This is a genomic window from Roseibium sp. R5, from assembly GCF_055755305.1.
Window position 1 is genome coordinate 2,816,418 of record NZ_CM146910.1, and the last position, 25,884, is coordinate 2,842,301.

Genomic DNA, 25,884 nt, shown 5'->3' on the forward strand with positions numbered 1-25,884 from the left:
TGATCAGACCAGTTCGGCGGCAATTCTTGCGGCGAGACGCGCATTGTTGTGCACCAACGCAATATTGGTGTCGAGGCTGCGGCCATTGGTGAGCTCAAGGATGTTGCCGAGGACGAATGGTGTGACGTCTTTGCCGGTCACATTCTGCTCAGCTGCTGTCTTGATGGCCGCGTCGATGAAACCTGACATTTCATCGCGGGGAATTTCATCTGTCTCCGGGACCGGGTTGGTGATCAGCACACCGCCATGATCTGCAAAGTTCTCCCGCACCTTCAAAAGCGCACCGATCTCGTTTGGCGTATCAAGACGGTAGGGAGCGCTGAGGCCGCTTTCGCGGGACCAGAAGGCCGGCAATTCGTCAGTCCCGTAGGCAACAACCGGAACGCCTTTTGTTTCCAGAACTTCAAGGGTTTTCGGAATGTCCAAAAGCGCCTTGGCGCCAGCACATACGACACAGACAGGCGTGCGGGCGAGTTCATCGAGATCCGCCGAGATATCGAAGCTTTGCTCTGCGCCCTTGTGCACACCGCCGATCCCACCGGTTGCGAAGACTTTGATGCCAGCTGCGTGCGCCGCCATCATCGTCGCGGCCACCGTTGTTGCGCCGTAGCGGCCAGTGGCAAGTGCAAAAGTGAGATCCGCCCGTGAGCACTTCATGACATCTTCGGCCTGGGCAAGCCGGTCGAGATCCGTATCGGACAGCCCGACATGGATCTTTCCGTCCATAATGGCAATCGTTGCCGGAACAGCACCGTTGTCCCGAATATCAGCTTCGACCTGCCGGGCTGTTTCCACGTTCCGCGGAAACGGCATGCCGTGAGTGATGATGGTCGATTCCAGCGCAACGAGCGGCTTGTTGGCGGCGAGCGCATCACGGACTTCGTCGCTGTAGACGATCAGGCTTTTCAAAGCGGCGGATTGGGCGGTTTGTGTCACAAGCAAAAGCCTTTTAGATGTGTGGCAAGTCGGCCGGAGCCGGGAGAATTTTGCGCCTTATAGACATTGGAATTGAAGCCGCCAAGTGCGGCATTTGTCCATCTGGTCAAATTTTATCCAGGGTTGCCAGGGCGTCCCATGATAATCCCTCTGCCAGGGCTCCGGTGCTTTTCAGTGTGATGGCGGCGACCCGAAGCCCGAGCGGAACGGCATCGTTCAAAGGATACCCCCGGCTGAGACCGGCAATTGTGCCGGCGGTCAAAGCATCTCCGGCACCGGTCACGTCAACGATTTGGGTTGCAAGGGTCTCATGGGCGGTGATTGCCTCTTCGTTGAGGACAAGCACATCGGATTTGCCATTGGTCAGGACGACGCGCCTCGCGCCGCGGCGTTGAAGGTCGCGGAGCAGGTCTTCGCTCGATGTCTCTGGGGTCTTACCGGTCATCGCGAGCGCTTCGCCGCGATTGAGCATCAGGCAATGGAGTTTCGGTAGAAGCGGCAGCAGCCGGGTGGCTTTGGCATTGGAAACAGCGTTTGCGACCAGTCTGCCTTCAGGCGCGCGATCAGAAACGGACTTCAAGAGCAGATCCGGCAGGTTTGCATCCATAAACCACAGCCCGGTTTTCAACGGTCCTGAAATTGCCACGAAGATCGGGTCAAAGAGATCAGCAGCAGCCTCACTTAACACCCTGTCATCCACGCTTGCAGCCGCGAGCGATCCGTCCGGATTGTGAAAGGCTATGTATTGACCCGTCGAAAATCCGGCACGTTCCAGAGTGTAAAGTTCGATCCCATCGGCGGTCAGTTGTTCCGATAGGCTCGCACCCGCGCCATCGGCTCCAATTGCCCCGGCGAGCCCGGTTGGAATGTCCAGCCGAACAAGTGTCCGTGCAATGTTAGTCGCAACTCCGCCGGGCTTTGCTGTCAGCTTCGCCGGTGTTGACGTTTCCGGGCAATAGACCTCGCTGCCATGGGCAAGCGTATCGTGGTGGATCGCGCCGATACACAAGACCGGTAGGGTAGAGGAAGGGGACACGTTTGTCATCATCACATCGATAAAGGCGAGGGAGTGCCATTTCAGCTTGGACGTCCCTGCAGAAAATTTGAAGACCGGCGGGCTAGCAGATCGCGTGTTTGTTCGCAACCAGCCGGCCGCTCCGTGATTCTCTCAAGATGCCCGGTCTCCGAATGTTCCAAATTTAACTTACCTTGCGTTATTCTTTAAGTGTCGATGTGAGAACATATTGGAAACAAACGGCAAAATCCAATTATATACCAATCGGTTTTGGTGACTTGAAAAATGAGAACAAAATAGGTACAAAGGAGCGGATTGAAACAGCGCGTCCATCATGGAATAAGGAGCGTTCAGCCATGTCGCAAAGTACACTTCGTCTCGTAGAAAGCAGCCAGATGGACAAGACAAAAGCGCTCGACGCAGCGCTCAGCCAGATCGAACGGGCCTTTGGCAAAGGCTCCATCATGCGAATGGGCCAGGGGCAGGCCGTGGAGGTACAATCCGTCTCCACAGGCTCGCTTGGTCTGGACATCGCCCTTGGTATTGGCGGTCTGCCGAAAGGCCGGATTGTCGAGATCTACGGACCGGAATCCTCCGGTAAGACGACACTGGCTCTGCACACGGTGGCCGAGGCACAGAAGACCGGCGGCATTTGTGCGTTCGTTGATGCCGAGCATGCGCTTGACCCGATTTATGCCCGCAAACTGGGTGTTGATATCGACAACCTGCTCATTTCCCAGCCGGATGCCGGGGAACAGGCTCTGGAAATTGCCGATACGCTTGTCCGGTCTGGTGCGATTGATGTGCTGGTCATCGATTCGGTCGCCGCGCTGACACCTAAAGCTGAGCTTGAAGGTGAGATGGGGGACAGCCTGCCGGGGATGCAGGCGCGTCTCATGAGCCAGGCCTTGCGGAAACTGACGGCGTCGATCTCCAAGTCGAATTGCATGGTGATCTTCATCAACCAGATCCGCATGAAGATCGGCGTGATGTTCGGTTCTCCGGAAACCACCACGGGCGGCAACGCCTTGAAGTTCTACGCATCCGTCCGTCTTGACATTCGCCGCATCGGCGCGATCAAGGACCGGGACGAGGTTGTGGGCAACCAGACCCGCGTCAAGGTGGTCAAAAACAAGCTTGCCCCGCCATTCCGTCAGGTCGAGTTTGACATCATTTATGGCGAAGGCGTTTCCAAGATGGGCGAGTTGATCGACCTTGGCGTCAAGGGCGGCATTGTCGAGAAGTCCGGTGCCTGGTTCTCCTATAACAGCCAACGGCTCGGTCAGGGTCGGGAAAACTCGAAGCAGTTCTTGCGCGACAACAAAGAGATCGCTGACGAGATCGAATTGGCCATCCGCCAGAACGCTGGTCTCATTGCCGAGGCCATCATCGATCCGGCAGGCGGTGAAGAAGACGACGATTAGGTTCGTGCCGTGCTGATACCGGAACCTTTCGCTTGTTGAAGCGATGGCCCGGTGTTCTAAGAAGATAAATGGCCCTCCCTGAGTTGATCCGGGAGGGCCTTTTGTCGAACAGGGGTACCTGCGTGTTTGCGTCTTCAGACGGCACTCAAAAGTTCGATCCGGACCGCAGAAACTCAGGCTGAGACCGCTGGACACACCGTGTGCCGAAAGTTAAAAGGCTGTTCCGGTGCGCAAGGAGTTTCTCTGCCACGCACCTTTGTCGATGTTTCTTTAGGACCCAGACGCGGGTCCGGATCTAAGCGAGACGTGAATGACCGGCGTAAACGAAATCCGCTCCGCATTTCTGGATTACTTCAAGGCCAACGACCACGAGGTGGTCGACTCCGGCCCGCTGGTTCCCCGCAATGATCCGACGCTGATGTTCGCGAATGCGGGCATGAACCAGTTCAAGAACGTCTTTACAGGTCTGGAGACGCGGGATTACAGCCGGGCCGTTACCGCGCAGAAGGTCGTGCGCGCAGGCGGCAAGCACAACGATCTCGACAATGTCGGTTATACGGCGCGCCACCACACATTTTTCGAAATGCTCGGTAACTTTTCCTTCGGTGACTATTTCAAGGAACGTGCGATTGAGCTGGCCTGGAACCTGATCACCAAGGAATACGGTCTTCCGAAGGACCGCCTGCTGGTGACTGTCTATGCAGAAGACGATGATGCGGCCGTGTTCTGGAAAAAGATCGCTGGTCTGTCCGATGATAAGATCATCCGCATCCCGACCTCCGACAATTTCTGGACCATGGGGGACACCGGTCCATGCGGCCCGTGTTCGGAAATCTTCTACGATCACGGCGACCACATCTGGGGCGGCCCTCCAGGAACGCCGGAAGAAGATGGGGACCGGTTCGTCGAGATCTGGAACCTCGTCTTCATGCAGTACGAGCAAACACCGGACGCGCGTCTCGATTTGCCGCGCCCGTCCATCGACACCGGCATGGGCATTGAGCGTCTTGCGACCGTTCTGCAAGGCGTCCACAACAACTATGACATCGACCTGTTCCGCGCCTTGATCTCCGCCTCGGAGCACGAAACAGGTGTTGAGGCGTCCGGTGATGCACTTTCGAGCCACCGGGTGATATCGGATCACCTGCGCTCCACCAGCTTTTTGATCGCCGACGGCGTGCTGCCGTCGAACGAGGGCCGCGGCTATGTTCTGCGCCGGATCATGCGCCGTGGCATGCGTCACGCGCACCTGTTGGGCGCGCGCGAGCCGCTGATGCACAAGTTGGTCCCGTCGCTGATCCGTGAAATGGGCAGGGCCTATCCAGAGCTGACACGGGCCGAAGCGTTGATTACCGAAACGCTGAAGCTGGAAGAAACCCGGTTCCGCAAAACGCTGGAGCGCGGCCTTGGATTGCTGGACACAGCAACCGAAGATTTGACCGCTGGTGGTCAGCTCGACGGCGAAACGGCCTTCAAGCTCTATGACACCTACGGTTTCCCACTGGATCTGACGCAGGATGCGTTGCGGGTCCGGGACATCACCGTCGATACGGACGGTTTTGATGCCGCCATGGAGCGCCAGAAAGCGGAAGCGCGTGCGGCCTGGTCCGGTTCAGGCGGTGCGGCAACCGAAGCCGTTTGGTTCGCCATGAAAGAAAAGTATGGTGCCACCGACTTCCTCGGCTATGAGACCGAGGTTGCGGAAGGTGTCATCGCGGGCTTGGCGGCAGATGACGCGGAGACCAGCGAGCTGAAAGCTGGTCAAAGCGGTTTTGTCGTTCTCAACCAGACACCGTTCTACGGTGAAAGCGGTGGTCAGGTCGGCGATACGGGTGTGATGACCGCGCCAGGTGTCAAAATCATCGTCACTGATACACAAAAGAAGGCGGACGGCCTCTTTGTGCATGTGGTGACGGTTGAAGAAGGCACCGCAACACCGGGCCTTGCCCTCGAACTCAAAGTCGATCACGATCGCCGGTCGTCTGTCCGCTCCAACCACACGGCAACTCACCTCGTGCATGAAGCCTTGCGGGAGGTGCTTGGAACACACGTTGCGCAGAAGGGGTCTTTGGTAACACCGGACCGGCTGCGCTTCGACTTCTCGCATCCGAAGCCGGTGAGTGATGACGAGCTGGCAACGGTCGAAACCTTCGCCAACGAGATCGTCCTGCAGAATGCGTCTGTCGAAACCCGTTTGATGGCGGTCGATGACGCGATCGAGGCTGGCGCCATGGCGCTCTTCGGTGAGAAATACGGCGAAGAAGTCCGCGTCGTCTCCATGGGCACAGCGCTTCATGGCGATAAGAAGGGCAAGCCTTATTCACTGGAGCTTTGCGGCGGAACGCACGTGAAGCGGACCGGCGATATTGGCCTCGTAACGCTGGTTTCAGAAGGTGCCGTTGCTGCCGGTGTCCGCCGGATCGAAGCGTTGACCGGCGCTGAAGCGCGGGCTTATCTCGATGGACAGGACAAACGCCTGCGGGAAGTTGCCGGGATCTTGAAGGTGGGTGCTGGGGATGTTCCATCCCGTGTTGCTCAGCTTGTCGAGGAACGGCGCAAGCTGGAAAAAGAACTGGCTGATGCGCGCAAGAAGCTCGCAATGGGCGGCGGCGCGGACGGCGGAACGCCGGTTAAGGATGCCGGCAGTTTCAAACTGATGGCGCGCACCGTCGAAGGCATCAACCCGAAGGACCTGAAAGGCATGGCGGACGACGCCAAGACCCAGCTCGGGTCCGGTGTGGTTGTGCTCATCAACGTTGCGGAAGATGGGAAAGCGGCGATTGTCACCGCGGTCACGAAGGATTTGACCGAAAAGGTGAGTGCCGTGGATCTGGTGCGGATCGGCTCTGAGGCGCTCGGCGGTCGTGGCGGCGGTGGCCGTCCGGACATGGCACAGGCTGGCGGCCCGGATGGGGCGAAAGCCGACAGTGCCGTTTCTGCGATTGAGGCGCATTTGGCCGGTCTTTGAAACTGACCTGACAGCACACGGAACTTAAAAAGGGGCGGGAGCGCAAAGTCTTCCGCCCCTTTTGTGATTGCTCTTGGTGCAGCTTGCCGGTCTGCAGATATGCACTTGCGCTTCCACACGATTATTTTGCGCAATTCGAAACTTCGGCTATGTCTTTTGAAAGTTCAGTCCACTGCAAACAGGACAGCCTGTGCCCGGCCATGATTATAAACGCGCACTCTACGAAGTGCTTGAAGATACCGGTAAACGCCGTCTTGCCGCGCAAAGCCTGCGCAATTTTCTGATCTTCCTGATTGTGGCAAATGTCGTGTTTGCCGTCTTGGAGACAGTGCCGGAAATCCGGGACACGTTCGGCCCGCATCTAAGGTTTTTGCAGCTCGGCTCCGGCGTCATTTTTCTGGTCGAATACATCCTGAGACTCTATGTGGCGGATCTTCACCCACCGATGCGCCGCTACGGTCCGGTCGGAGCCCGGTTGCGCTATGCGCTTCATCCGGATGCGATTGTCGATCTCATCGGCGCTTTGCCCTTGGTTCTGGTTCTGGTTTTGCCGAACCAGGCGGTGACAATGATTGTCATTTTGCGCTTGTTGCGGTTTCTCAAGCTTGCCCGTTATTCCCCGGCGCTGCGCTCCCTCATTTCCGCTGTTGCCGCAGAACGCAAGGCGCTCATCGGGTCCAGCATGATCATCTTCGGCGTGATCCTGATGGCTGCCACGCTGATGTATTTGATTGAACACAATCACCAGCCGGAGAAATTCCGCAGCATCCTGCATGGCATTTACTGGGCCATCACCACGGTGACCACGGTTGGGTATGGCGATGTTGTGCCGATCAGCAACCTCGGAAAGATGGTCGGGGCAGTCGTGATGCTCATGGGGTATGGATTGATCGCGTTGCCGGTCGGTATCATTGCCTCCGCTTTCGCGCGCGAGATCCACAGCCGGGATTTCGTGGTTACCTGGTCGATGGTTGCCCGCGTGCCCTTGTTTGAGGACCTGAGCGCGACAGAAGTGGCGTCGGTTTCAAAACTTCTTCAAGCCTTCAACGTGCGCAAAGGGGCCACCATTGCCGAAGCCGGGGACATCGCTGACCGGATGTTTTTCATCACGAGCGGTGAAGTCGAAATTCGCATGGAACACGGCACGGTGTTCTTAGGGGAGGGCAATTTTTTTGGCGAGCTGGCACTCCTCAATCAGGCAATTCGCAGCACGACAGTCGTTGCTTACCGGGATTGCCAATTGCTTGTACTGGAAGCCGGCGCCTTGCAGCAGCTGATGGATCAGGATGCCGCTCTTGCGAAGAAAATCATGGACGAAGCCCGGGAACGGGTGGAGGCGGGCAAGAAGGTTCTTGGCGAAATCGCTGAAGAAGAACTGGAACAGGCGGGCATCGTGCCGTCCGATGAAGATAACGATCTGCAGCCGGAGTTGTTCGAAGACGGCCGGCCCGTGAAGGCTGACTAAACCCGTTTTCTGCTGAACAGCTGCCTAAAGTCCGCGGCAAATGACAATCAGGGCGTCAACCCGGGTGGGACCTGCCGGTAGAGCGGATGGCCGTGCCAGAAGACATCCGTCGGGCCGACGGCAAAATCAATTACGTTCCAGCGGTCATATTGATAGCGAAGCAGTACGTAGGTTTGAAGACCGTCCATATAGTCCGCCTCGCTGGCGTAAACGGTATTGCGCAGGTCGATTGGCGCGCCTCCGGGCCGTTGTGGCGCAACGCCTGCAAAGGCCCAACCGCCGCCAGCCCTAAGCCAGCTCACCACAAATTCGACCGGTGCACCAAAATGGGCTTCGGCCAGCGGGCGGATCGCGTTGAGGATGGCGGAGCGCTCTGCAGTGCCTCGTGCTGGCTCCTGGACCGGTTGGGCATGTGCGGCCGTGGTGAGGAACAAGAGGCAGACGGCGCATAAGAGCGCGCTGACAAACCTCTGGAATGCATATAAAAACCGGCTTTGTTCAGAAATTGATTCAACCAGCTTCCGTATGGGAAGAAGTTGTCCGCCTGGCGCGGACGTTTGAAGATGAAAGTCAGTCATGAAAACCATTGGTCTGCTCGGCGGTATGAGCTGGGAAAGCACAGTCACATATTACCAGCTTTTGAACCGGCTGACACGGGATCGGCTTGGCGGCCTGCATTCTGCGAAGTGTCTGCTTTGGTCTTTCGATTTTGCCGATGTTGCCAAGGCACAGTCCGATGGCGACTGGGCACGGGCAACGCGGCTCATGATTGACTCAGCGCAGAACCTGGAGCGCGGCGGTGCAGAGTGTCTGGTGATCTGTACCAACACCATGCACAAAATGGCCGGAGAAGTTCAAAACGCAGTCGACATACCGCTCATCCACATTGCCGATGCGACGGCGCCGGCGATCAAGTCAGCAGGCAGCACAGCGCCCCTGCTGCTTGCAACCGCCTATACGATGGAGCAGGACTTCTACAAAGGTCATCTGCGTGATCAACACGGGATTGAGGTGCGGATCCCGGAGGCTGATGACCGGGCGGAGGTGCACCGGATCATCTACGAAGAGCTTTGTCAGGGAGACGTGTTGGAACGCTCGAAGGCGCGTTATCTTGACGTCGTTGACCGCGCCGTCGCTGCTGGGGCCGATGGCGTTATTTTCGGATGCACGGAAATCGGGCTGCTGGTTTCAGAAGCTGACTTTTCCGTTCCGGCCTTCAACACAACAGCGCTGCATGCCGAAGCCGCCGTCAGTTTTGCACTCGGCTGAAAACGAAAATCTGATAAGAGACATTTGAAACTGCGGTCGGCAATGGGCATTTGCGCAAAAGTAAACTCATCAGTATACTTTTATCGCAAAGCTTGAAAGGAAAGACCATGACCGCCACCGCTCTGATCACCGGAGCCTCTTCAGGTATCGGTGCCGCATTCGCCCGTTACCACGCCGCCAAAGGTGGAGACCTTGTTCTCGTCGCCCGGCGTGAAGACGCTCTCGAACAGTTGAAAACAGAGCTGGAGGCAAAGCATGGCGTCAAGGTGCATGTCTTTGCGCGGGATGTAGGATCAGGCGAAGCCGCTCAAGCGCTGTACGATGAGATCACCAAGGCAGGGATTGAGATTGGCATTTTGATCAACAATGCCGGATTTGGCGGCCGGGGCAATCACATCGAGCGGGAGCTTGCCAGCGAGCAGGCGATGGTCGACCTGAATGTCATGTCCTTGATGACACTGACCCGGCTGTTCGGGCACGACATGGCCCAGCGCGGGAAGGGCTATATTCTGAATGTCGGGTCCACGGCCGGTTTCATGCCCGGGCCATCGCAGGCCGTCTACTTCGCCACCAAGGCCTTCGTCAATTCCTATTCGCAAGCGCTCAATGAAGAGTTGAAGCCGAACGGCGTAAAAGTGACGGTTCTAGCACCCGGATACGTCGAGACCGAGTTTGCCAAGGTTGCGGATCTTGAAGGCACGCAATTGACGCGCTCGGGCGCCACACCGGAAAGCGTTGCGAAGATCGGTTATGACGCCATGATGGCCGGCAAGCTGGTTGCCATCAACGAGAAGGCGCTCGACTTCTCGCTCAATTGGGTGATCCCGCTGCTGCCGCGCCGGGCGGTCTTGAAGATGGTTTCAAAAATGCAGGCGAAATAGACGAAGCAGGCGTTTCACTGTGAAAGCAAGGAAGCCCCGGCTTCGGGTGTGTCCCGCCGCCGGAGTCGGCCTTTAAAGATCTGCCATCGCCTTTTGCAGGTTCTCGTCGATCTTGTCGAGGAAGCCGGTGGTTGTCAGCCAGCCCTGGTCCGGACCGACCAGCAACGCCAAGTCCTTGGTCATGTAGCCGCTTTCAACGGTCTTGATGCAGACGGTCTCCAGAGTCTTGGCAAAACGGGCCAGCTTGTCATTGCCGTCCAGCTTTGCTCTGTGCGCAAGCCCGCGTGTCCAGGCAAAGATCGAGGCAATCGAGTTGGTCGATGTGCTCTCGCCCTTCTCGTGCTGGCGGTAATGACGGGTGACCGTGCCATGGGCGGCTTCGGCCTCCACCGTCTTGCCGTCCGGGGTCATCAGAACCGACGTCATCAGACCGAGCGAGCCGAAGCCCTGGGCCACCGTGTCGGACTGAACATCCCCGTCATAGTTCTTGCAGGCCCAGACATAACCGCCGGACCATTTCAAGGCGCTTGCAACCATGTCGTCGATCAGGCGATGCTCATACCAGATCCCGGCCTCGGCGAACTTTTCCTTGAACTCGGCTTCATAGATTTCCTGGAACAGATCCTTGAAGCGGCCGTCATAGGCTTTCAGGATGGTGTTTTTGGTGGAGAGGTAACACGGCACCTTCCGGCCCAGCGCATAGTTCAGAGAAGCGCGGGCGAAGTCGCGGATGGAGTCATCGAGATTGTACATGGCCATCGCGACACCGGAGGATGGCGCGTCGAAGACTTCGCGTTCGATCTCGGTGCCGTCGTCGCCAACAAACTTGATGGTTAGCTTGCCCTTGCCGGGGAAGGTGAAATCGGTTGCGCGGTATTGATCGCCAAACGCATGCCGACCGACGATGATCGGCTGGGTCCAGCCCGGAACGAGGCGGGGTACGTTTTGCATGATTATCGGCTCGCGGAAGATCACGCCGCCTAGAATGTTCCGGATCGTGCCGTTCGGCGACCGATACATTCGCTTCAGGCCGAATTCCTCAACGCGGGCTTCGTCCGGGGTAATGGTGGCGCATTTGATGCCGACCCCGTGTTCCTTGATGGCGTTGGCCGCATCGACGGTGATCTGGTCGTCGGTCTCGTCGCGCTTTTGAATCGACAGATCATAGTAGTGCAGATCAATATCCAGATAGGGGTGGATCAGCTTGTCCTTGATGAATGCCCAGATGATCCGCGTCATCTCATCGCCATCGAGCTCAACAACCGGATTTTCTACCTTGATCTTGGTCATGGAATGTCGGCCTCTTGTCAGGTCAGGAAGGGGACGGTCCGAAACAGCCTTTTCGCGGCTCTCTCACATGCAATAATTATTGTGTGCATGTGTATACAATGCGATGCGATCTCGCAAGTTTTGTCTGACTATCAGTTTCGCTATGAAACGTAGCGGTCAATTGTATACCGGCAGTGACGCACGGGTCCGGTTGTTTCCGATATTGATCTCCGATCAAACATGTTCTTCCTTCGTCGCCTTGATCAAGGCGGCGTTGAAATAGCGCAGACCCCGGACGTGCCGTGCCGTGCCGATGATCCGCGTGGCATTGCCCTTGCGCACCACGGGCAGCGATGACTTTCCGCAGGCATCAAAACTCTTCAGCGCGCTTTCCAAGCTGTCCGTGTCATGCAGGTAAGGGCCGTCGGAGCCGGGATCGAACTTGAGGGCGTCCGGGTCTTCGTTTTCCGGGGGCGGATCCATGAAGTCGCGCACCTTCACAGTCTCGCTGAGGAGACGGTGCGCGCCCTCATTGACAAAACACCCACGCATGCCGAGCTGCCAATGGAAATAGGACTTGCCATGCACGGCCTGTGTCAGCCCGGTTGCTATGGAGACAGACAGAAGCAGTGCAATTGAAAGGGCATAGCCGCCGGTCAGCTCAAAGACGATCATCGTCGTGGAGACTGGTGCGCCGAGAACCGCCGCTGCCACTGCGCCCATGCCAAGGATCGCATAAAGCCCGTGGCTTGAGGCCATTTCCGGGAACACGGACGCTGCAATCAAGCCGAAGGCGCCGCCTGTCATCGCGCCGAGATAAAGGGCGGGCGAGAAAATTCCGCCGCCAAACCGCGAGGCGAGAGTGATGGCCGTTGCCGCGGTCTTCGCCACCAGCAGGATAAGCATGGTCTGAAGCGGCAACTCGTGCTTTAGAGCAAGGTCAGTTGCCTCATACCCGACACCTAGGATGCCGGGTACAAAGATCCCCATCGTGCCGACGGCAAGACCGCCCAGAACCGGGCGGAGCCAGAGCGGCATGGTGATGTTGCGGGCAGTCCAGTCCGTCCCAATCAGCGCGAACTGGAAAATGATGGCCACAGCCGCACATGTCAGGCCTAAAAGCGCGAAGGCCGGGATCTCAAGATAAGACGTGATCTCATATTGCGGGATCACGAAGGCGGCGACATCGCCGAACCACCAGCGGACGATCAATGTGCCCATGACCGATGCCAGAACAATCGGCACGAAAGCGGAAACGGCGTAGTGGCCGAGAATCACTTCATGGGCAAAGAGAACGCCTGCGATCGGCGCGTTGAACGAGGCTGAGACCGCACTGGCAACAGCGCAACCCAGAAGGACCCGGCGCGCTGAATCGGGCAGCGAGAACTTCGAACATATGGCAGCGCCAATCGTGGCGCCGAGGTGGACAACGGGTCCTTCACGTCCGGCACTCGCGCCGGCGCCGAGCGAGATCGCAGTTACCAGACCGGACCAGAGCCCGGCTTTCAACGGCAAACCCCGGCCGCCATAGGCGCGTGCTTCAATGACGTCGGCCACGCCTCCGGCCCGCTGATAGGGGTGGTATTTCTGCAGTATCCAGCCGACGATGAGACCGCCAATGGTGGGGGCCGCCAAGATGACCCACCAGGGTTGAGCCGCGGCGGCCTCCATTGTGAGTTCGGTGGCCGTTCCCAGCCAGGGCAATTGGATCAGCCCGATCAAAGTCCGGAAGATGATGGCGGCAATCGCAACGAGAACGCCGACGATAAGTGCAAGCAACCAGACGATATGCAGACGGCTGGATCGGTACTGGCGCACGTTGGGCGTGATCCAGCTGATCAGGATGTCGGGCAGGTGGCTCGCGGCGTCTAGTATCTTGCGCATTCTGTCGGTCCGCTGGCGAAACGGCACATTACTCTTTACGTCTACCAGTGTCGCTCGAGTCGGGCGCAAAATACAGGTCAAGTTGACCGATAAACGACCTAAATCACTGCAATTTGTGCTGAAATTTACGTTCTAGTTCTTCTTTTTGATCTCGATATGCCGTCCGACCCGCTCCGGACGGGGCAACGAGCTGTGCGCGTCTGCAAGCGCTTGCAGGTTTGCCGTGATGTCTTCCGGCCATGGCGCGACCTTCCGGGCCCCCATGTCCACATGCAGACAGAGCTGTTCGGATGTCGCGGAGAGCCAGCCTTCTTCAGCGTGATGCATTTCCTCGTAAAAATGAGCCCGTTTTTCATCGAAATCGATCAGCTGCAGAGAGACGATCACGGGCATTCCGGCACTGAGTTCCCGGACGTAGCAAACATGGGCTTCTGCGGTGAAAAACGAGGCATTGCGCTCCTTCACATACTCCGGCCCAAGTCCAAGCTGTTCGAACACCTGATCGCAGGCTTTATCCAGAAGGACGTTGTAGTAGGCCATGTTCAGATGACCGTTATAGTCGATCCATTCGTCCTTAACGGTCATCACATCGCACCGCACCGGCTCCGGCTTCCAGGCAATCGGCATGAAAAACTCCTCCGAATATTATCGGCCTGCGGCATTTTCAGACCGTTGACCAATGGTTTTTTGCTGTAAGGTGCGGCTAACATAGGCGATGAAAAAGCACGAAGAAAAGACGTGTCCACGGAGAAAATGACAATGCCGGAATTGGCGGGAGCGGCCCAAACACTTGAAAGTTCAACCGAGAGTGCCGGGGTCGAGGGACTCGTCTCGGCACTGAAGGACCGCTTTGGCGAACGGTGTGCAACCTCCGCAGCGCTGCGCGAGCAACATGGGCACACCACTACCTGGATCGAGACTCAGCCGCCGGATGCCGTTGTGTTTGCGCAGACAACAGAAGAGGTTGCCGACATCGTCAAACTCTGCGCGGCAGCCAAGGTGCCGGTCATTCCCTTTGGGACTGGGACCTCGCTGGAGGGACACGTGAATGCCCCATATGGGGGGATCTCCATTGATGTCAGCCAAATGAACCGTATTCTGGACGTACATCCGGAAGATCTGGATTGCGCCGTTGAAGCCGGTGTGACCCGCAAGCAGCTGAACAGCTATCTTCGGGACACAGGTCTGTTTTTTCCAATTGATCCAGGCGCAGATGCCAGCATTGGCGGCATGGTGGCGACACGGGCGTCCGGTACCAACGCCGTGCGCTACGGCACCATGAAGGACGCCGTAGTCGCCCTGACCGTTGTGATGCCGGATGGGTCGATCGTCCACACCGGTGGAAGAGCGAAAAAGTCCTCGGCAGGATACGATCTGACCCGGTTGATGGTCGGCTCGGAAGGCACGCTCGGCATCATCACGGAAATCACCTTGCGCCTTCACGGCCAGCCGGAAGCGATTTCCGGCGGCGTTTGCCCGTTCCCGGATGTCCAGGCGGCCTGTAACGCTGTTATCAGCACGATCCAGATGGGCTTGCCGGTTGCCCGGATCGAGCTTTTGGACAGTTTGCAGGTGCGGGCCTGCAACAATTATTCAAAGCTGGATCTCGCCGAAACCCCAACGCTTTTCCTGGAGTTTCATGGGTCTGAAGCGGGCGTGAAAGAACAGTCTGAAATGTTCTCTGCCATTGCAGAAGAGCTCGGCGGCGGGCCGTTCAAATGGGCTACAGCGGCGGAAGAACGCACCCGGCTTTGGACCGCACGGCACGATGCCTATTGGGCCGGCAAGTCGCTCAAGCCGGATGCAGATATCATGGTCACGGATGTCTGCGTCCCGATTTCCCGGCTCGCTGACTGCGTTCAGGCAACTGCGGACGACATTCAGGCAGAAGGCTTGCTCGCCCCGATCGTCGGTCATGTCGGGGACGGCAACTTCCACGTTCAGGTGCTCGTTGATATGGAGGATGCAGAGGCAGTGCGCAGTGCGAAGGCGTTTGTTGAGCGGCTGTCCTTGCGGGCCATCGACATGGGCGGCACCTGCACCGGTGAACATGGTGTCGGTCAGGGCAAGCGCAAATACATGGAGCGCGAACATGGCAACGGGCTGGGCCTCATGAAGGCGATCAAACAGGCTCTTGATCCGGACAACATCATGAACCCGGGCAAGATCTTGCCATAAAGCTCTGGTGCATAATTGCAGAGGCTTTGAAACTGCTTCAAAAATGGCTGCCTGCGGCTTGCCGGACAAAGGTAATTCGCGAATTTACGCGATTCTGGCAGATCACGTTGTGCGGCAGTCATGATAGTGTAGGGAATCGGATAAATAACAGGGGAAGAGGCTGGCTGTTTTCAAATCCGGATTGGCCTGACAAGCAGGTGCGAAACCGAACAACAGTTGGCACGATTGGCTGAACCTTAAGGAGATACAGCCTGAACTCGGTCTACATTACTTTCGGGATTGCAGTGGTCCTGGTGCTGATTACGGCACTGGTGGGACCGTTTTTCATTGATTGGACCATCTACCGGTCGACCTTTGAAACCTACGCAAGCCGGGTGCTTGGGCACCGCGTGACCGTTCTCGGAGAGGCGGATCTCCGCCTGTTGCCTGCGCCCTATATCCGGTTCTCCGATGTCCGTGTCGGTGAAGCCGAAGACCCGCTGCTGGTCGTCTCCCGTTTCGACATGCGTGTTGAATTGCCGCCGCTCCTGAAAGGCGAGTTCCGGGTTGTCGATATGGCCCTGGAACGGCCACATCTGACGCTGTCTCTGGATGAGGCCGGCCGGTTGGACTGGCTGACCGCGGTGACAGCGGACGGCGCCCTTGCAGACCTGCCTCCCGAAGACGTGGCGCTTGAGAAGGTCACGATCCGCGATGGGGCGATCTCAGTGATCGACGCCCGTACGGGCGAGACGCACAGTCTTGATAACGGCAACCTCGCGGTCAGTGCGCGCACATTGGCCGGTCCCTTCCGCGCCGATGGCAGTCTGACGTTGAACGGGAGCGCCTATACGGTCAGCCTTGCTTCGGGCCGCATTCGCGACAATGAAAGCCTGCGCCTCAAAGGAGACGTGACCCCCACGGATCGACCGGTGACCTTCAGTTTTGATGGCGCCTTGAGCGAGACGAATGCAGCGCCTCGTTTTGACGGAGCGTTCGACATAACCTCCGTGGCGCTAGACGAAGGCGATACGAATACTTGGTCGGTCGATGGCCAGTTCTCCGCTGATATCGCGGAAGTGGCTGTGCCCGAATTCGAATTCAGGTTCGGACCGGAAGACAAACGGCTCAGCATGACCGGCGAGGCGGATCTGGTTTACACCGGTGACCGGCGTTTTGAAGTTCGTGCGCAGTCGAAACAAGTGGATTTGGATCGCCTCTTGGGTGGCGGTCCACAAGCACCAGTCGAAATCAATGCTGCCGGGCAGCAGCTCGTCAGTGCTTTAAGGGCCGTACCACTGCCGACAATCGATGGCGCCCTGTCGCTGGATGTCCCGGCTGTTGTTGCCGGGGGCGGCATCATTCAAAATGTGCGTCTTGATCTTGAAACGATGCTGGGAGGCTGGCGGATTGCCCGGCTTGCTGGCCGTTTGCCAGGCCGCACCATGGTCGCAACACAAGGCGATTTGGGTCTTGAGCCGGCGTTGACCTACCGGGGTGCTGTCTCCGTCCGTTCCGATCAGCCCGCAACTTTTTTCAGCTGGTGGCAGAGCCAGGAAAGTGGCGCTGCGGTTCTGGAGCCTGTTGCTGTTGAAGGACGTTTGAACCTGATGCCGGCAGGCGCTGCACTTGATAACTTGCGTCTCACAGTTGCCGGCTCGGAAGCGCGCGGCGGGCTTGCGTACCGAGAACCGCGGGGCGGTGGCAATGCCGAGTTTTCCCTGTCTCTTGATGCAGATACATTGGATCTCGATCAGATGGAGACTTTGACGGCCCTGATGCGGCCGTTCCGCGGGGCGACGGCGCAAGCATCATCTGATGAGAGCCGATCTACCAATGTGTCGTTGCGCTTGCAGGCGCGTGAGGTGCGGGGCCGAGGCGTTGCCGGGGAAGGGCTGGCGTTTGAGGCCGAGTATGCGGATGGCAACATGCGTATCGATCGTTTGTTCGCTGCAGATCTTGCCGGTGCCCGGATTGATGTAACAGGCGATGTCCGCAATCTTCTGACCGCTCCAAACGGGGCCGTTTCCGGAACGCTCGATGCCAGGGATCTGTCTGGTCTGATGGCTCTGGTCAAGGGAGTGGTGCCCGATTCGGCGCTCATTGACCGGCTGGAAAAAGCCGCAGCTAGCCTTGTGCCGGCCCAGTTCGATGCGTCCCTGAAGGCTGCAGAACGCGCTAACGGCACTGATCTTTCCGTTGAATTAACTGGCACCGCCGGAGGGACGGAAGTTGCGGTCCGGTCCAATCTAGAGGGTCGGATTGATGCTTGGCACGACGCCGAAGTGGGCGTCTCGCTGTCCATGACCGGTGCGGATGGCAGCGCGGTTTTGCAGCAACTCGGCCTTGATGTTCTTCCGGTTGAGGCGATCGGCGAAGCTCGGATTTTGGCGGAAGTCTCGGGCGTTCCCTCCAACGGTCTTGACGCCCGCGGCACCGTTGGGCTGGGCGATACCAAGATTGAGACCACCGGAATACTGACCCTCAAGGCAGGTGAGGAAGCCGCCTATGCCTTGACCGGGACGCTGGAAACGCCCGATCTGACACCGCTTGCGTTGCTTTCTGGCCGTATTCTGCCGGTCATGGCCGGTGACTTGCCTGCAACGCTCACAGCGGCTGTTGAAGGGGTCGGCACCAGTCTGGCACTGCCGTCCTTTAGCGGCACGTTCCGGGATACCCGGTTCGACGGCCGGCTGGAAGGCGATCTGACACCGGTCCCGGGCGAGCGGAACCGCCGTTTCAATGGAGAGCTCAACGTCAGCCAGATGGATTTGCGCGCCTTGAGCGAACTGGTGCTGGGGCCGGACCAATGGTACGCGCTCGGTGATGGATCAAGCGTTTGGCCAACGGCCTTCTTTGGCGCGCCGCTTCTGGATGATCTGGATGTGACGCTGGATCTGCGGGCAGACGACCTTTACCTCGATGAAGACGTGGCCCTTCAGTCCGCGCGGGCCGAATTCCGGTTAACGCCGCTGCTTCTGCGTCTTGATGGTCTGAATGGCACCTATGCGGGCGGCAAGCTTGACGGAAACCTCTCCCTCCGCCGGTCAGAGGCAGAAGGGGCCGCATCTGGCCGGGTGAAGCTGACCGGCGCGGATCTTCGCCAGCTGTCCTGGCGCCCGGATGGACGGGCGGTTGTCTCTGGGACCGGCGATCTTTACCTCGAATTTGAAGGCATTGGCCGTTCGATCGCGGCAATCGTTGCAGGATTGAATGGTGGCGGGTCCTTTACGCTTCAAGACGGCACGGTTCAGCGGTTGAACCCACAGGCCTTTATTCAAGTAACCCGGGCGGTCGATGCCGGTCTCGATCTGCAGGACAACAAGATCGAAGAGGTTTTCCTCAGCCACATGTCAGCTGGCAGCCTTCCGTTTGAAAAGGTGGAAGGAACGCTGACACTGGTCGGCGGCCGGCTTTCCGCCCGCAACGTTGTGGTTGATGCGGAAAAGGCCGAAGTCTTCGGATCGGCGCAGCTCGATCTCAACACCTATGATCTCGATGCGGATTTCTCGCTCAAGGTCGATCCGGGCGAGAATGCAGTCACCGGCGCCGAGCCACAGATCGGGTTGCTGTTCGAAGGGCCGGTCGAGGCACCTGCGCGCAGTGTCGATATCACGCCCTTCACCGCATATCTGACGCTGCGCGCGTTTGAGCAGGAAGTGGAGCGGGTGGAACGCCTCCAGGCAGAAATTTTGGAGCGGGACCGCCTGACGCGTGAACTCAAGCGCCAGTCCGAAGCAAAAGTGCGGCGCGAGCGGGAAGCGATTGAGGCCGCCGCTGCCGCAGAAGCAGCCGCACAGGCGGCAGAAGAAGAACGTCTCCGTTTGGAGCAAGAACAGCTTGAGCAGGAGAACCAGGAGCAGGAGCAAACGCGGAACAGTAAGCAGGCGCCGGTTGTGCCTGACACGCAACCTGTTGAAACCGCCGCCAGCCCTGCCATTGCTCCTGCGGATAACCCGATCCCGCTGACCGACCGGATCCGGGCGGTGCTTGATGCATCGAACGACAATCTGAATCTCACCGGTGCATCCGCTGCACCTGAAACCAAACCCGCCTCGGACCTCCCGCCACTCGATGGCCCGATCACCATCGACGATCTTTTAAGCGGACAGTTCGGTATCCCGGAGGGCCAGTGACGGTTGTGGCGCCAAGTTGTTTGGAGTGTGTTCCTCCAAGGCGATTTGTAACTTTCACCTATTTCAAGTATATTTTTATCGCTTTTTCAAAGCGCTCGCAGCGTCGAGGACTACCAATGAATGCATTTAGTTCTTGAGAGAATACGCAAGAATGGGCTTGGTCACCGTCAGGAATTGGGATCCCCGCTGGCAAAACAAAAGTTGCAGCCCGGGCACCCGCTAACTCCAGTGGAAGACGTATGTGATCTTGAATCAAATAGAAATTTTCGCTTAGGTGCTCCAGTTTTTTTTCCGCTAATAACTGCAATAGGCCGGCGTTTCTCGGTAGAGTTTCATAATACTCAGCCTTGTTTCCGCTTATAATTAACTCCGGGTCAAAGTTCACGATACTATATCCGGCATAGCTTCGTCCCGCTGGTGTATCTTTGTAGTCATTGATACCTCGCCAGAAGAACCTCAGTGCTTCGCTCTTAATGTATTTTTTTGCTTCTTGCTCTGTGTTGATAAAACCGTCCCTGTGCATAATCCGCCAATTGCGGGTTTGAGTAGCTTTGCGGTGAAGACCAGAGGGGAGAGGCAGTTCATGGACTATGGGTAGATCAATCGTTGCTGTTGGCAGCGTTCCCAGTTGATTAACAATTTCAACGCGGCTGGCTAAACCTGTTTCTGAGTATGCGTTTCCGCAATTTGCGGCAAAGTGGACGCGACTTCTTTCGAGTCCCATAACTCCTGCATTGACGTTTTTGTTGGTGCGGGCTCTCCCTGATACCACCAGGGTTTTGAGACGTTCTGTTGCTCCAGAGAACTTCCAGATAATCGGGTTATCTGACGCCAAAACAACATATAAGGGTGTTGTTCCGTCTTCTATAAAAATGTTAGCTGTAGATGTTTCGAAACTTTGACCAGCAACAGAGACAGAAGATAAATTGCTGCCTTTGCCCGCTTTAATTAGAAATAGTTCTGATTTCTCTGCTAAGGGTGGGAGCTTGCATTTCAAATTCGATTTGATAGCGATATTGGATTTTGTATTTTTAATATTTTTCTTTAATTTACCTTGAACTCTTGAGGCAAGTATTGATACCGATTCATAATCGGTTACTTGTCCGTTTTTGTCAGGATCGTTTTTTAGTAAAAAAGTTGCTAAATCCAATTGTTCAATTTCTCGGCTGCGCATAATTAAATATTCTTCGCTTAAAAGAAATACATCATCAATACTTAGATTTTCCTTGTTGAGGTTAAATGAGGTTATCATTGAATCGATATATTTCTTTGAATGCTTTTTTAGGGTATCCGCATCTGGGAATTTTTTTGGTTGTCTGCGGAAATCGACTATTTCTACTTCGTGCGTATCTATAACACGATCATTATTAAGGTCATATTGAGCTATGCTAGAAAGTAATTGGCTGCGTTTTCTTGCGGATACTAATTTTCTAAATAAATAAATGTCGTCTTTATCAATCCCATTTTCGTTTTTGTCTATTGCGAAATGTGTTATCTCTAATTTACGTGCATAGTTTTTTTCATTTATGCGATATTTATTTATTATGTCATATGATTTTTGAGTGTTGTCTTTTTCTGTCTTCTGCTGCGACCACGCAAGGTTGTCCGCGAGAATAGCAACCATAGCCGTTGCAATAAGAAGAGACACTTTTATGAACGAATTTTTTTCATAGAGCATTAGATGGGGTGCCTGTATAGGTTGATTAAATACCCCTTACTATATTTGCTGGAAATGAAAGCTTAAAAGAATTGATATGATTTGGAAACTCAATGTGTTTTTAGCGCCCGTTTGAGCACCCAAACGCGGATGGCAGAAGACAGGGGATCATCCGGATCCCGCGTGTCGTCTATTTCTGCGATCAAGCTGGCAAGGGAGCGGTGTTCGGCTCTTACGGCTGCGTCGATGACCGCCCAGAACTCCGCTTCCAGAGCCACACTGGTGCGGTGGCCGTGCAGGGAAACCGATCTTTTCTGGAGCGCCATGAGGGTTAATTGTCGCCTGGCGGAGTGGTGGCCGGTCCGTCAAGCTTGTGGCCATCTACCTGCTTTTCATGCATGTCCCGGCGCCGGCGGTCCGCCTCGCGTTCGGCTTTGGTCCGGCCAAACTTCTGGCGGTTGCTTTCAGCGGTTTTTTCCCTGGTTTGCCGCTGCTTCTGCTTGCGCGCCTGGCGCAGATTGACGATCTCGGCGCTCATGGCCTTTTCCTGAGGGTCAGGTTTTTTTCCGGAATGCGTCCAGCGAGACTACCTCACCGCCGCCGTCACTGTCTTCTGTGTCTTGATCCGGTTTTTTGGCTTTTTTCTCAGCTTCGACTGCAGGAACATCATCCTGCTTGTTGTCGGCTGTGATCAGCTTTTCGGTGGTTTCCTGTTCCGCCTTCGCAAGCTCTTCGACCGCTTCCAGCAGATCTTCGGGAAGTTCCTCGGCTGTCTTGCCCGGATCGAACTCAAGTGCGAACTGAACGGAAGGATCAAAGAAGCCCTTGATAGCGGAAAAGGGCACCAGCAGCTTTTCCGGGACGCCGCCAAAGGACAAGCCAACCTCGAAGGCATGTTCGCCGATCGCCAGATCCCAGAACTGGTGCTGCAGGACGATGGTCATTTCCTGCGGGTAGCGCTCTTTCAAACGCTGGGAGATTTTCACACCTGGTGCGGTTGTTTCAAACGCGATGTAGAAGTGGTGATCGCCGGGCAGGCCGGTGCGTCCAACCTCCGCGAGGATTTTCTTCACAGCACCACGCAGGGCATCCTGGATCAGGATATCGTATCGCAACAGGTCTTCAGACATCGTGTTCAGTCGAATCTCGCTTTGAATTTCATCTCAGAAAAGCACATTGACGGGCAAGGTTCAAAAAGGAAAGGCCCTTTTCCAAGGATAGCGCTTTATGGAGCGCGCGGCGATAGGCAGTGCCAATGTTTCGCCTTTACCGGAGCCTTATCTTTCGCTTTTGCGCAGGCAGGAGTGTGAAGTGAAGGCTTCTGTTGCCAGGTGCCTTCGAACCCCGCCTGAAGGGGCTAACCAACAGGACTTAGTGGACTACCGGAACCGCATTACGCAGCTACAGCGTTGTCCATAGCAGTGTTGTCATTTGCAACTACTGAGATAGCCCGATAACGGTGGTACAATGCCGAGCAAAAGCACAGTCTTTACGCCCTCGTCGATCCTATTTCGCCCCCGCCGAAACCCATATGGGCTCAAAGCTTTAAGCCTTATGGGCTTGGGTGGAGGCGCCGGGTACCGCCCCCGGGTCCGATAGGTTTATTACACTGACAATTTATTGCCATAGCTGGCGAACCAGCACCCCTGATATAGGCACTTTCGGTTTGAATTGAAAGGGCTTTGCCAAAGGACCGGCGCTTGGTTGGCTAAGATCATCCACAGGCAGACGGCCGGTCCTGTGGCCGGAGCTGGGGAAAGTCCGGGGCAGGGGGTGTGTTTTTGGCAGAATCTGCGAAGTTAGCGATACGTTTCCGGCACTATGACGAAGGGCGCCCGCCGTGCAGCAATATCACGATCTCCTTTCTAAGATCCTTGAAGACGGCATTGACCGGGGCGACCGGACGGGAACCGGAACACGCTCGATCTTTGGTTATCAGATGCGGTTTGACCTGTCTGAGGGGTTTCCGCTGGTCACGACCAAGAAGCTGCATTTGCGCTCAATCATTCACGAGCTGCTTTGGTTCGTCGCGGGTGATACGAACATTGCTTACTTGAAGGAAAACGGCGTCAAGATCTGGGATGACTGGGCCGATGAAAACGGCGATTTGGGCCCGGTCTATGGCTATCAATGGCGCTCCTGGCCGGCTCCCGACGGACAGTCGATTGATCAGATCTCGAACGTTCTGGAGATGATCCGTAAGAGCCCGGAGAGCCGCCGCCTCATTGTCTCGGCCTGGAACCCGGCACTGGTGGACGAAATGGCGCTTCCACCGTGCCACGCACTTTTCCAGTTTTATGTCGCCGATGGCAAGCTCTCCTGCCAGCTGTATCAACGTTCAGCCGATGTGTTTCTCGGGGTACCGTTTAACATCGCATCCTACGCCCTGCTGACGATGATGATCGCACAGGTTACGGGGCTCAAGCCTGGCGGCTTTGTGCACACACTTGGTGATGCGCACCTTTATTCCAACCATTTCGATCAGGCACGCGAACAGCTCACGAGGACGCCGCGTGCACTGCCTGAAATGAAGATCAATCCCGCCGTGGCAGATCTCTTTGCGTTCAAATATGAAGATTTTGAGCTGACCGGCTACGACCCGCATCCGCACATCGCCGCGCCGATTGCTGTCTGAGAACGACGGCCAGTGCTTGATCTGGGCGCGTCAGATGCCGGATCAACGAAAGCGCTTGTCTCTTCTTGGGCTCTATGTGCCTTTCATTCTGCAATAGAATTGGCGGGGTTTGTTCATCAAGGCAGGCTCTGCTGAGTTTGGAGGGTGCAGGAGGGGACATGACGACGCGCGGGCACTGCTTTTGCAAGAAGACCAGTTGGGAATTCACCGGCGAAGTTACCTGGAGCTGTTATTGTCACTGTGATGATTGCCGCCGCAATTGCGCGGCACCGGTGGTTGCCTGGCTCGGCGTGCCATCAAAGAATTTCAAGTGGACCGGCGCGACACCAAAAACCCTGGAAAGTTCAAAAGGTGTCTACAGACACTTTTGCGATAGGTGCGGAACGCCCATGGCCTTCGAGGCCGAACACTACAAAGGGGGCATGCATCTCTACGCAGCAACGCTCGAGCACCCTGAAAACTTCAAACCTGAATTTCATGTGAACTACAAAAGCAAGCTGCCGTGGCTCCAGATGACGGACGATTTGCCGAAATACGACACCACACTGCTGCACGCGCCTCAGGATCTGAGCGAGCACGACACCTGACGTTTGCGTCTGCCTATTTGCACTTTAAGCCACATCGCTTTTCAGCAATTCATGAGCTGTCGGTGGCAGCGGCGGGCGGGTCGCGTCAGCAATTGGCTGGGTGAGCTGCCCCTTCGCATCGGTCAGGAATAGCGGCTCGAAATCTTTAGCGAATTTTGCGTCCAATCGGTGCAATGGCTGGTAAGCGACACTCAGCGGATCGGTCATTGCATTGAAGGTGCGTTTGGGTTCGCGCCATGTCTGGCGCATTTGGCGGTGATCTCCAATGCGGACACCGCCCGCATATCGGACGATCGGGCCGAGCATGCTGATTAAGGTTTGCAGCGTGTCGAACGACTGCCGCCGTGACCAGGCATGGCGCACTGCATGGCGGGAAAACGCGAGCTTCCGGCCTTTGAACTGCAGAAGATTTGCAAGATACGGAACAACCTCTTCCAGCGGTTCCTTCGGCCATTCCACCAGTTTTTGACCATCCATATCGGCCAAACGCACATTCGGCATCAAACGCCCTTCAGTGGCGGCGGCATTAAAATGCGGCGTGCCGAGGATCGGAATGGTCAAGGACATCAGGGCGGGCAGCGGTGTTTCCGGACTGGCCAGCAATCCGTCGATCTGCCCGTCGATTTCTGCAATTGTCTGATGGGAAAAGTCCAGCATCATGCCGTAGTCGAACAGGATCCCGTACTCGGCGCAGAGCCGCGCGAGCGATCTCGGATCCGACGAGAGACTGTGCTTTTTATTGTAGGCTTTCAGGACCGCCGGATCGAGCGATTCAACGCCTGAAAACAGCGCTTTACAGCCATTGGCGGCGATGATGGCCAGGTTCTCCGGGTTCTTGAAGAAATCTCCTGTGACCAACGCGCCCCAGCCGCGGTATCTGCCGCGCCGCCAGTGGTCACCGAGGAGCTCTGTCCGGCGCACGAAATCCGCGCGGTTGTTGCCGTAGAAATTGTTGTCCAGCACCATCAGCATGGAAGTCTTGCCGCCAGCCTCGAGCTGGCTGGTGATCTCGGCCGATGAATAAGACTGATAGGCGCGTCCTTCGCCGGTGAGGGAGCAAAAGGCGCACTTGAAATTGCAGTTCTTCGTTGTCTCGACAAATCCAAGGCCATACGACCAGCCTGCAAGATCAAAGCGGGGGGCAGGGTTTTCTGCCCGGCAATCCGCCCCGAGTGTCTCGCAAATTAAATCATCGAAGGTCTCGACATCGCCCTGACAGACATAGTCAAAGACGTCGGCACACAAGGCGGGCAGTGCGCGGGCAATCGGTCCGCCAATTGCGACCGTGACATCCGGCCGGGCATTTCTGAAATAGGCAGACAATTGCCGGGCCCGGTCGAAGGCAGCCGTCAACCCGGTCAGAATGACCATATCCGGCCAGTCAAACAAACGGGGATTGAGCAGCGCCCCGTGATAGACCTCGTCATAGACGCGTACGTTCGCGCGGGTTTGATCCAGTCTTCCAGCAAGATAATAGGGTGCCATCGCGCGCGGAATAAACAAGCGCATCGGGGCCGCAGACCGCCACGGATCGACATAGGCATTCACGATCAAAACCTTTGGCCGTTTTCCGGCCTTTACTGCGTTCTTGATCATGAAAA

Annotated in this window: 20 protein-coding genes and 1 other RNA gene; 9 read left to right on the top strand and 12 right to left on the bottom strand. The window is 56.6% G+C overall.

Features of this window, described 5'->3' with window-relative positions:
* Positions 1 to 3: 3 nt before the first annotated feature.
* On the bottom strand, positions 4 to 942 hold the full coding sequence (locus AC0J4F_RS13105) for a pseudouridine-5'-phosphate glycosidase (protein WP_473023681.1): 939 nt from the start codon (positions 940 to 942) through the stop codon (positions 4 to 6).
* Between the two features lie 100 nt (positions 943 to 1,042).
* Entirely contained in the window at positions 1,043 to 1,981 is a 939-nt protein-coding gene (locus AC0J4F_RS13110) for a PfkB family carbohydrate kinase (protein WP_473026429.1), read from the bottom strand.
* Between the two features lie 326 nt (positions 1,982 to 2,307).
* Here AC0J4F_RS13110 and recA point away from each other — a divergent pair, with 326 nt between their 5' ends.
* The 3 genes from recA (at position 2,308) to AC0J4F_RS13125 (ending at position 7,808) form a co-directional block, all read left to right on the top strand.
* Complete coding sequence (gene recA, locus AC0J4F_RS13115) at positions 2,308 to 3,375, top strand: recombinase RecA (RefSeq protein WP_133946627.1); 1,068 nt, start codon at positions 2,308 to 2,310, stop codon at positions 3,373 to 3,375.
* A gap of 310 nt (positions 3,376 to 3,685) precedes the next feature.
* Positions 3,686 to 6,343: an alanine--tRNA ligase gene (gene alaS / locus AC0J4F_RS13120; RefSeq protein ID WP_473023682.1), complete on the top strand. Its 2,658-nt coding sequence runs from the start codon at positions 3,686 to 3,688 to the stop codon at positions 6,341 to 6,343.
* A 190-nt stretch (positions 6,344 to 6,533) separates the two neighbouring features.
* The gene (locus AC0J4F_RS13125; RefSeq protein WP_473023683.1) at positions 6,534 to 7,808 is read left to right on the top strand and encodes a cyclic nucleotide-gated ion channel; all 1,275 of its coding nucleotides are present in this window, start codon (positions 6,534 to 6,536) and stop codon (positions 7,806 to 7,808) included.
* Positions 7,809 to 7,855: 47 nt separating this feature from the next.
* On the opposite strand, the gene AC0J4F_RS13130 is transcribed toward AC0J4F_RS13125, so the two are convergent.
* On the bottom strand, positions 7,856 to 8,242 hold the full coding sequence (locus AC0J4F_RS13130) for a hypothetical protein (protein WP_473023684.1): 387 nt from the start codon (positions 8,240 to 8,242) through the stop codon (positions 7,856 to 7,858).
* Between the two features lie 142 nt (positions 8,243 to 8,384).
* Here AC0J4F_RS13130 and AC0J4F_RS13135 point away from each other — a divergent pair, with 142 nt between their 5' ends.
* Positions 8,385 to 9,077: an aspartate/glutamate racemase family protein gene (locus tag AC0J4F_RS13135; protein WP_133946631.1), complete on the top strand. Its 693-nt coding sequence runs from the start codon at positions 8,385 to 8,387 to the stop codon at positions 9,075 to 9,077.
* A 107-nt stretch (positions 9,078 to 9,184) separates the two neighbouring features.
* Positions 9,185 to 9,958, top strand: a complete 774-nt coding sequence (locus tag AC0J4F_RS13140) for an SDR family NAD(P)-dependent oxidoreductase (RefSeq protein ID WP_473023685.1) — start codon at positions 9,185 to 9,187, stop codon at positions 9,956 to 9,958.
* 72 nt (positions 9,959 to 10,030) lie between these two features.
* On the opposite strand, the gene AC0J4F_RS13145 is transcribed toward AC0J4F_RS13140, so the two are convergent.
* From AC0J4F_RS13145 to AC0J4F_RS13155, 3 genes are all read right to left on the bottom strand, one after another.
* A complete protein-coding gene (locus AC0J4F_RS13145; protein WP_473023686.1) occupies positions 10,031 to 11,248 on the bottom strand; it encodes an NADP-dependent isocitrate dehydrogenase in 1,218 nt (405 codons plus the stop codon).
* Between the two features lie 213 nt (positions 11,249 to 11,461).
* A complete protein-coding gene (locus AC0J4F_RS13150; protein ID WP_133946634.1) occupies positions 11,462 to 13,111 on the bottom strand; it encodes a chloride channel protein in 1,650 nt (549 codons plus the stop codon).
* A 132-nt stretch (positions 13,112 to 13,243) separates the two neighbouring features.
* Positions 13,244 to 13,738, bottom strand: a complete 495-nt coding sequence (locus tag AC0J4F_RS13155) for a thioesterase family protein (protein WP_306150113.1) — start codon at positions 13,736 to 13,738, stop codon at positions 13,244 to 13,246.
* Positions 13,739 to 13,864: 126 nt separating this feature from the next.
* On the opposite strand from AC0J4F_RS13155, the gene AC0J4F_RS13160 reads away from it, so the two are divergent.
* Together AC0J4F_RS13160 and AC0J4F_RS13165 are read left to right on the top strand one after the other, a co-directional pair.
* Positions 13,865 to 15,289 (top strand): FAD-binding oxidoreductase, encoded by a 1,425-nt coding sequence (locus AC0J4F_RS13160; RefSeq protein WP_473026430.1) that lies wholly within the window; start codon positions 13,865 to 13,867, stop codon positions 15,287 to 15,289.
* Between the two features lie 293 nt (positions 15,290 to 15,582).
* Entirely contained in the window at positions 15,583 to 19,404 is a 3,822-nt protein-coding gene (locus AC0J4F_RS13165) for an AsmA family protein (protein ID WP_473023687.1), read from the top strand.
* A 58-nt stretch (positions 19,405 to 19,462) separates the two neighbouring features.
* Here the strand turns inward: AC0J4F_RS13165 and AC0J4F_RS13170 are convergent, their stop codons facing one another.
* The 5 genes from AC0J4F_RS13170 to ssrA form a co-directional block, all read right to left on the bottom strand.
* Positions 19,463 to 21,082 carry a hypothetical protein gene (locus AC0J4F_RS13170; protein ID WP_473023688.1) on the bottom strand — a complete coding sequence of 540 codons (1,620 nt, stop codon included), beginning with the start codon at positions 21,080 to 21,082 and terminating at the stop codon, positions 19,463 to 19,465.
* An 89-nt stretch (positions 21,083 to 21,171) separates the two neighbouring features.
* The gene (locus AC0J4F_RS13175) at positions 21,172 to 21,387 is read right to left on the bottom strand and encodes a ribbon-helix-helix domain-containing protein (RefSeq protein WP_473023689.1); all 216 of its coding nucleotides are present in this window, start codon (positions 21,385 to 21,387) and stop codon (positions 21,172 to 21,174) included.
* Positions 21,388 to 21,392: 5 nt separating this feature from the next.
* A complete protein-coding gene (locus tag AC0J4F_RS13180; RefSeq protein ID WP_473023690.1) occupies positions 21,393 to 21,599 on the bottom strand; it encodes a DUF4169 family protein in 207 nt (68 codons plus the stop codon).
* A gap of 16 nt (positions 21,600 to 21,615) precedes the next feature.
* The gene (locus tag AC0J4F_RS13185; protein ID WP_306150109.1) at positions 21,616 to 22,191 is read right to left on the bottom strand and encodes an SspB family protein; all 576 of its coding nucleotides are present in this window, start codon (positions 22,189 to 22,191) and stop codon (positions 21,616 to 21,618) included.
* Positions 22,192 to 22,371: 180 nt separating this feature from the next.
* Positions 22,372 to 22,742, bottom strand: a transfer-messenger RNA (tmRNA) gene (gene ssrA / locus AC0J4F_RS13190).
* A gap of 159 nt (positions 22,743 to 22,901) precedes the next feature.
* Between ssrA and AC0J4F_RS13195 the strand changes: the two genes are divergently transcribed.
* Positions 22,902 to 23,696, top strand: a complete 795-nt coding sequence (locus AC0J4F_RS13195; RefSeq protein ID WP_473023691.1) for a thymidylate synthase — start codon at positions 22,902 to 22,904, stop codon at positions 23,694 to 23,696.
* Between the two features lie 158 nt (positions 23,697 to 23,854).
* Positions 23,855 to 24,283 carry a GFA family protein gene (locus AC0J4F_RS13200; protein WP_473023692.1) on the top strand — a complete coding sequence of 143 codons (429 nt, stop codon included), beginning with the start codon at positions 23,855 to 23,857 and terminating at the stop codon, positions 24,281 to 24,283.
* 24 nt (positions 24,284 to 24,307) lie between these two features.
* Here AC0J4F_RS13200 and AC0J4F_RS13205 read toward each other — a convergent pair whose 3' ends face one another.
* A complete protein-coding gene (locus AC0J4F_RS13205) occupies positions 24,308 to 25,879 on the bottom strand; it encodes a B12-binding domain-containing radical SAM protein (RefSeq protein ID WP_473023693.1) in 1,572 nt (523 codons plus the stop codon).
* Positions 25,880 to 25,884 lie beyond the last annotated feature (5 nt).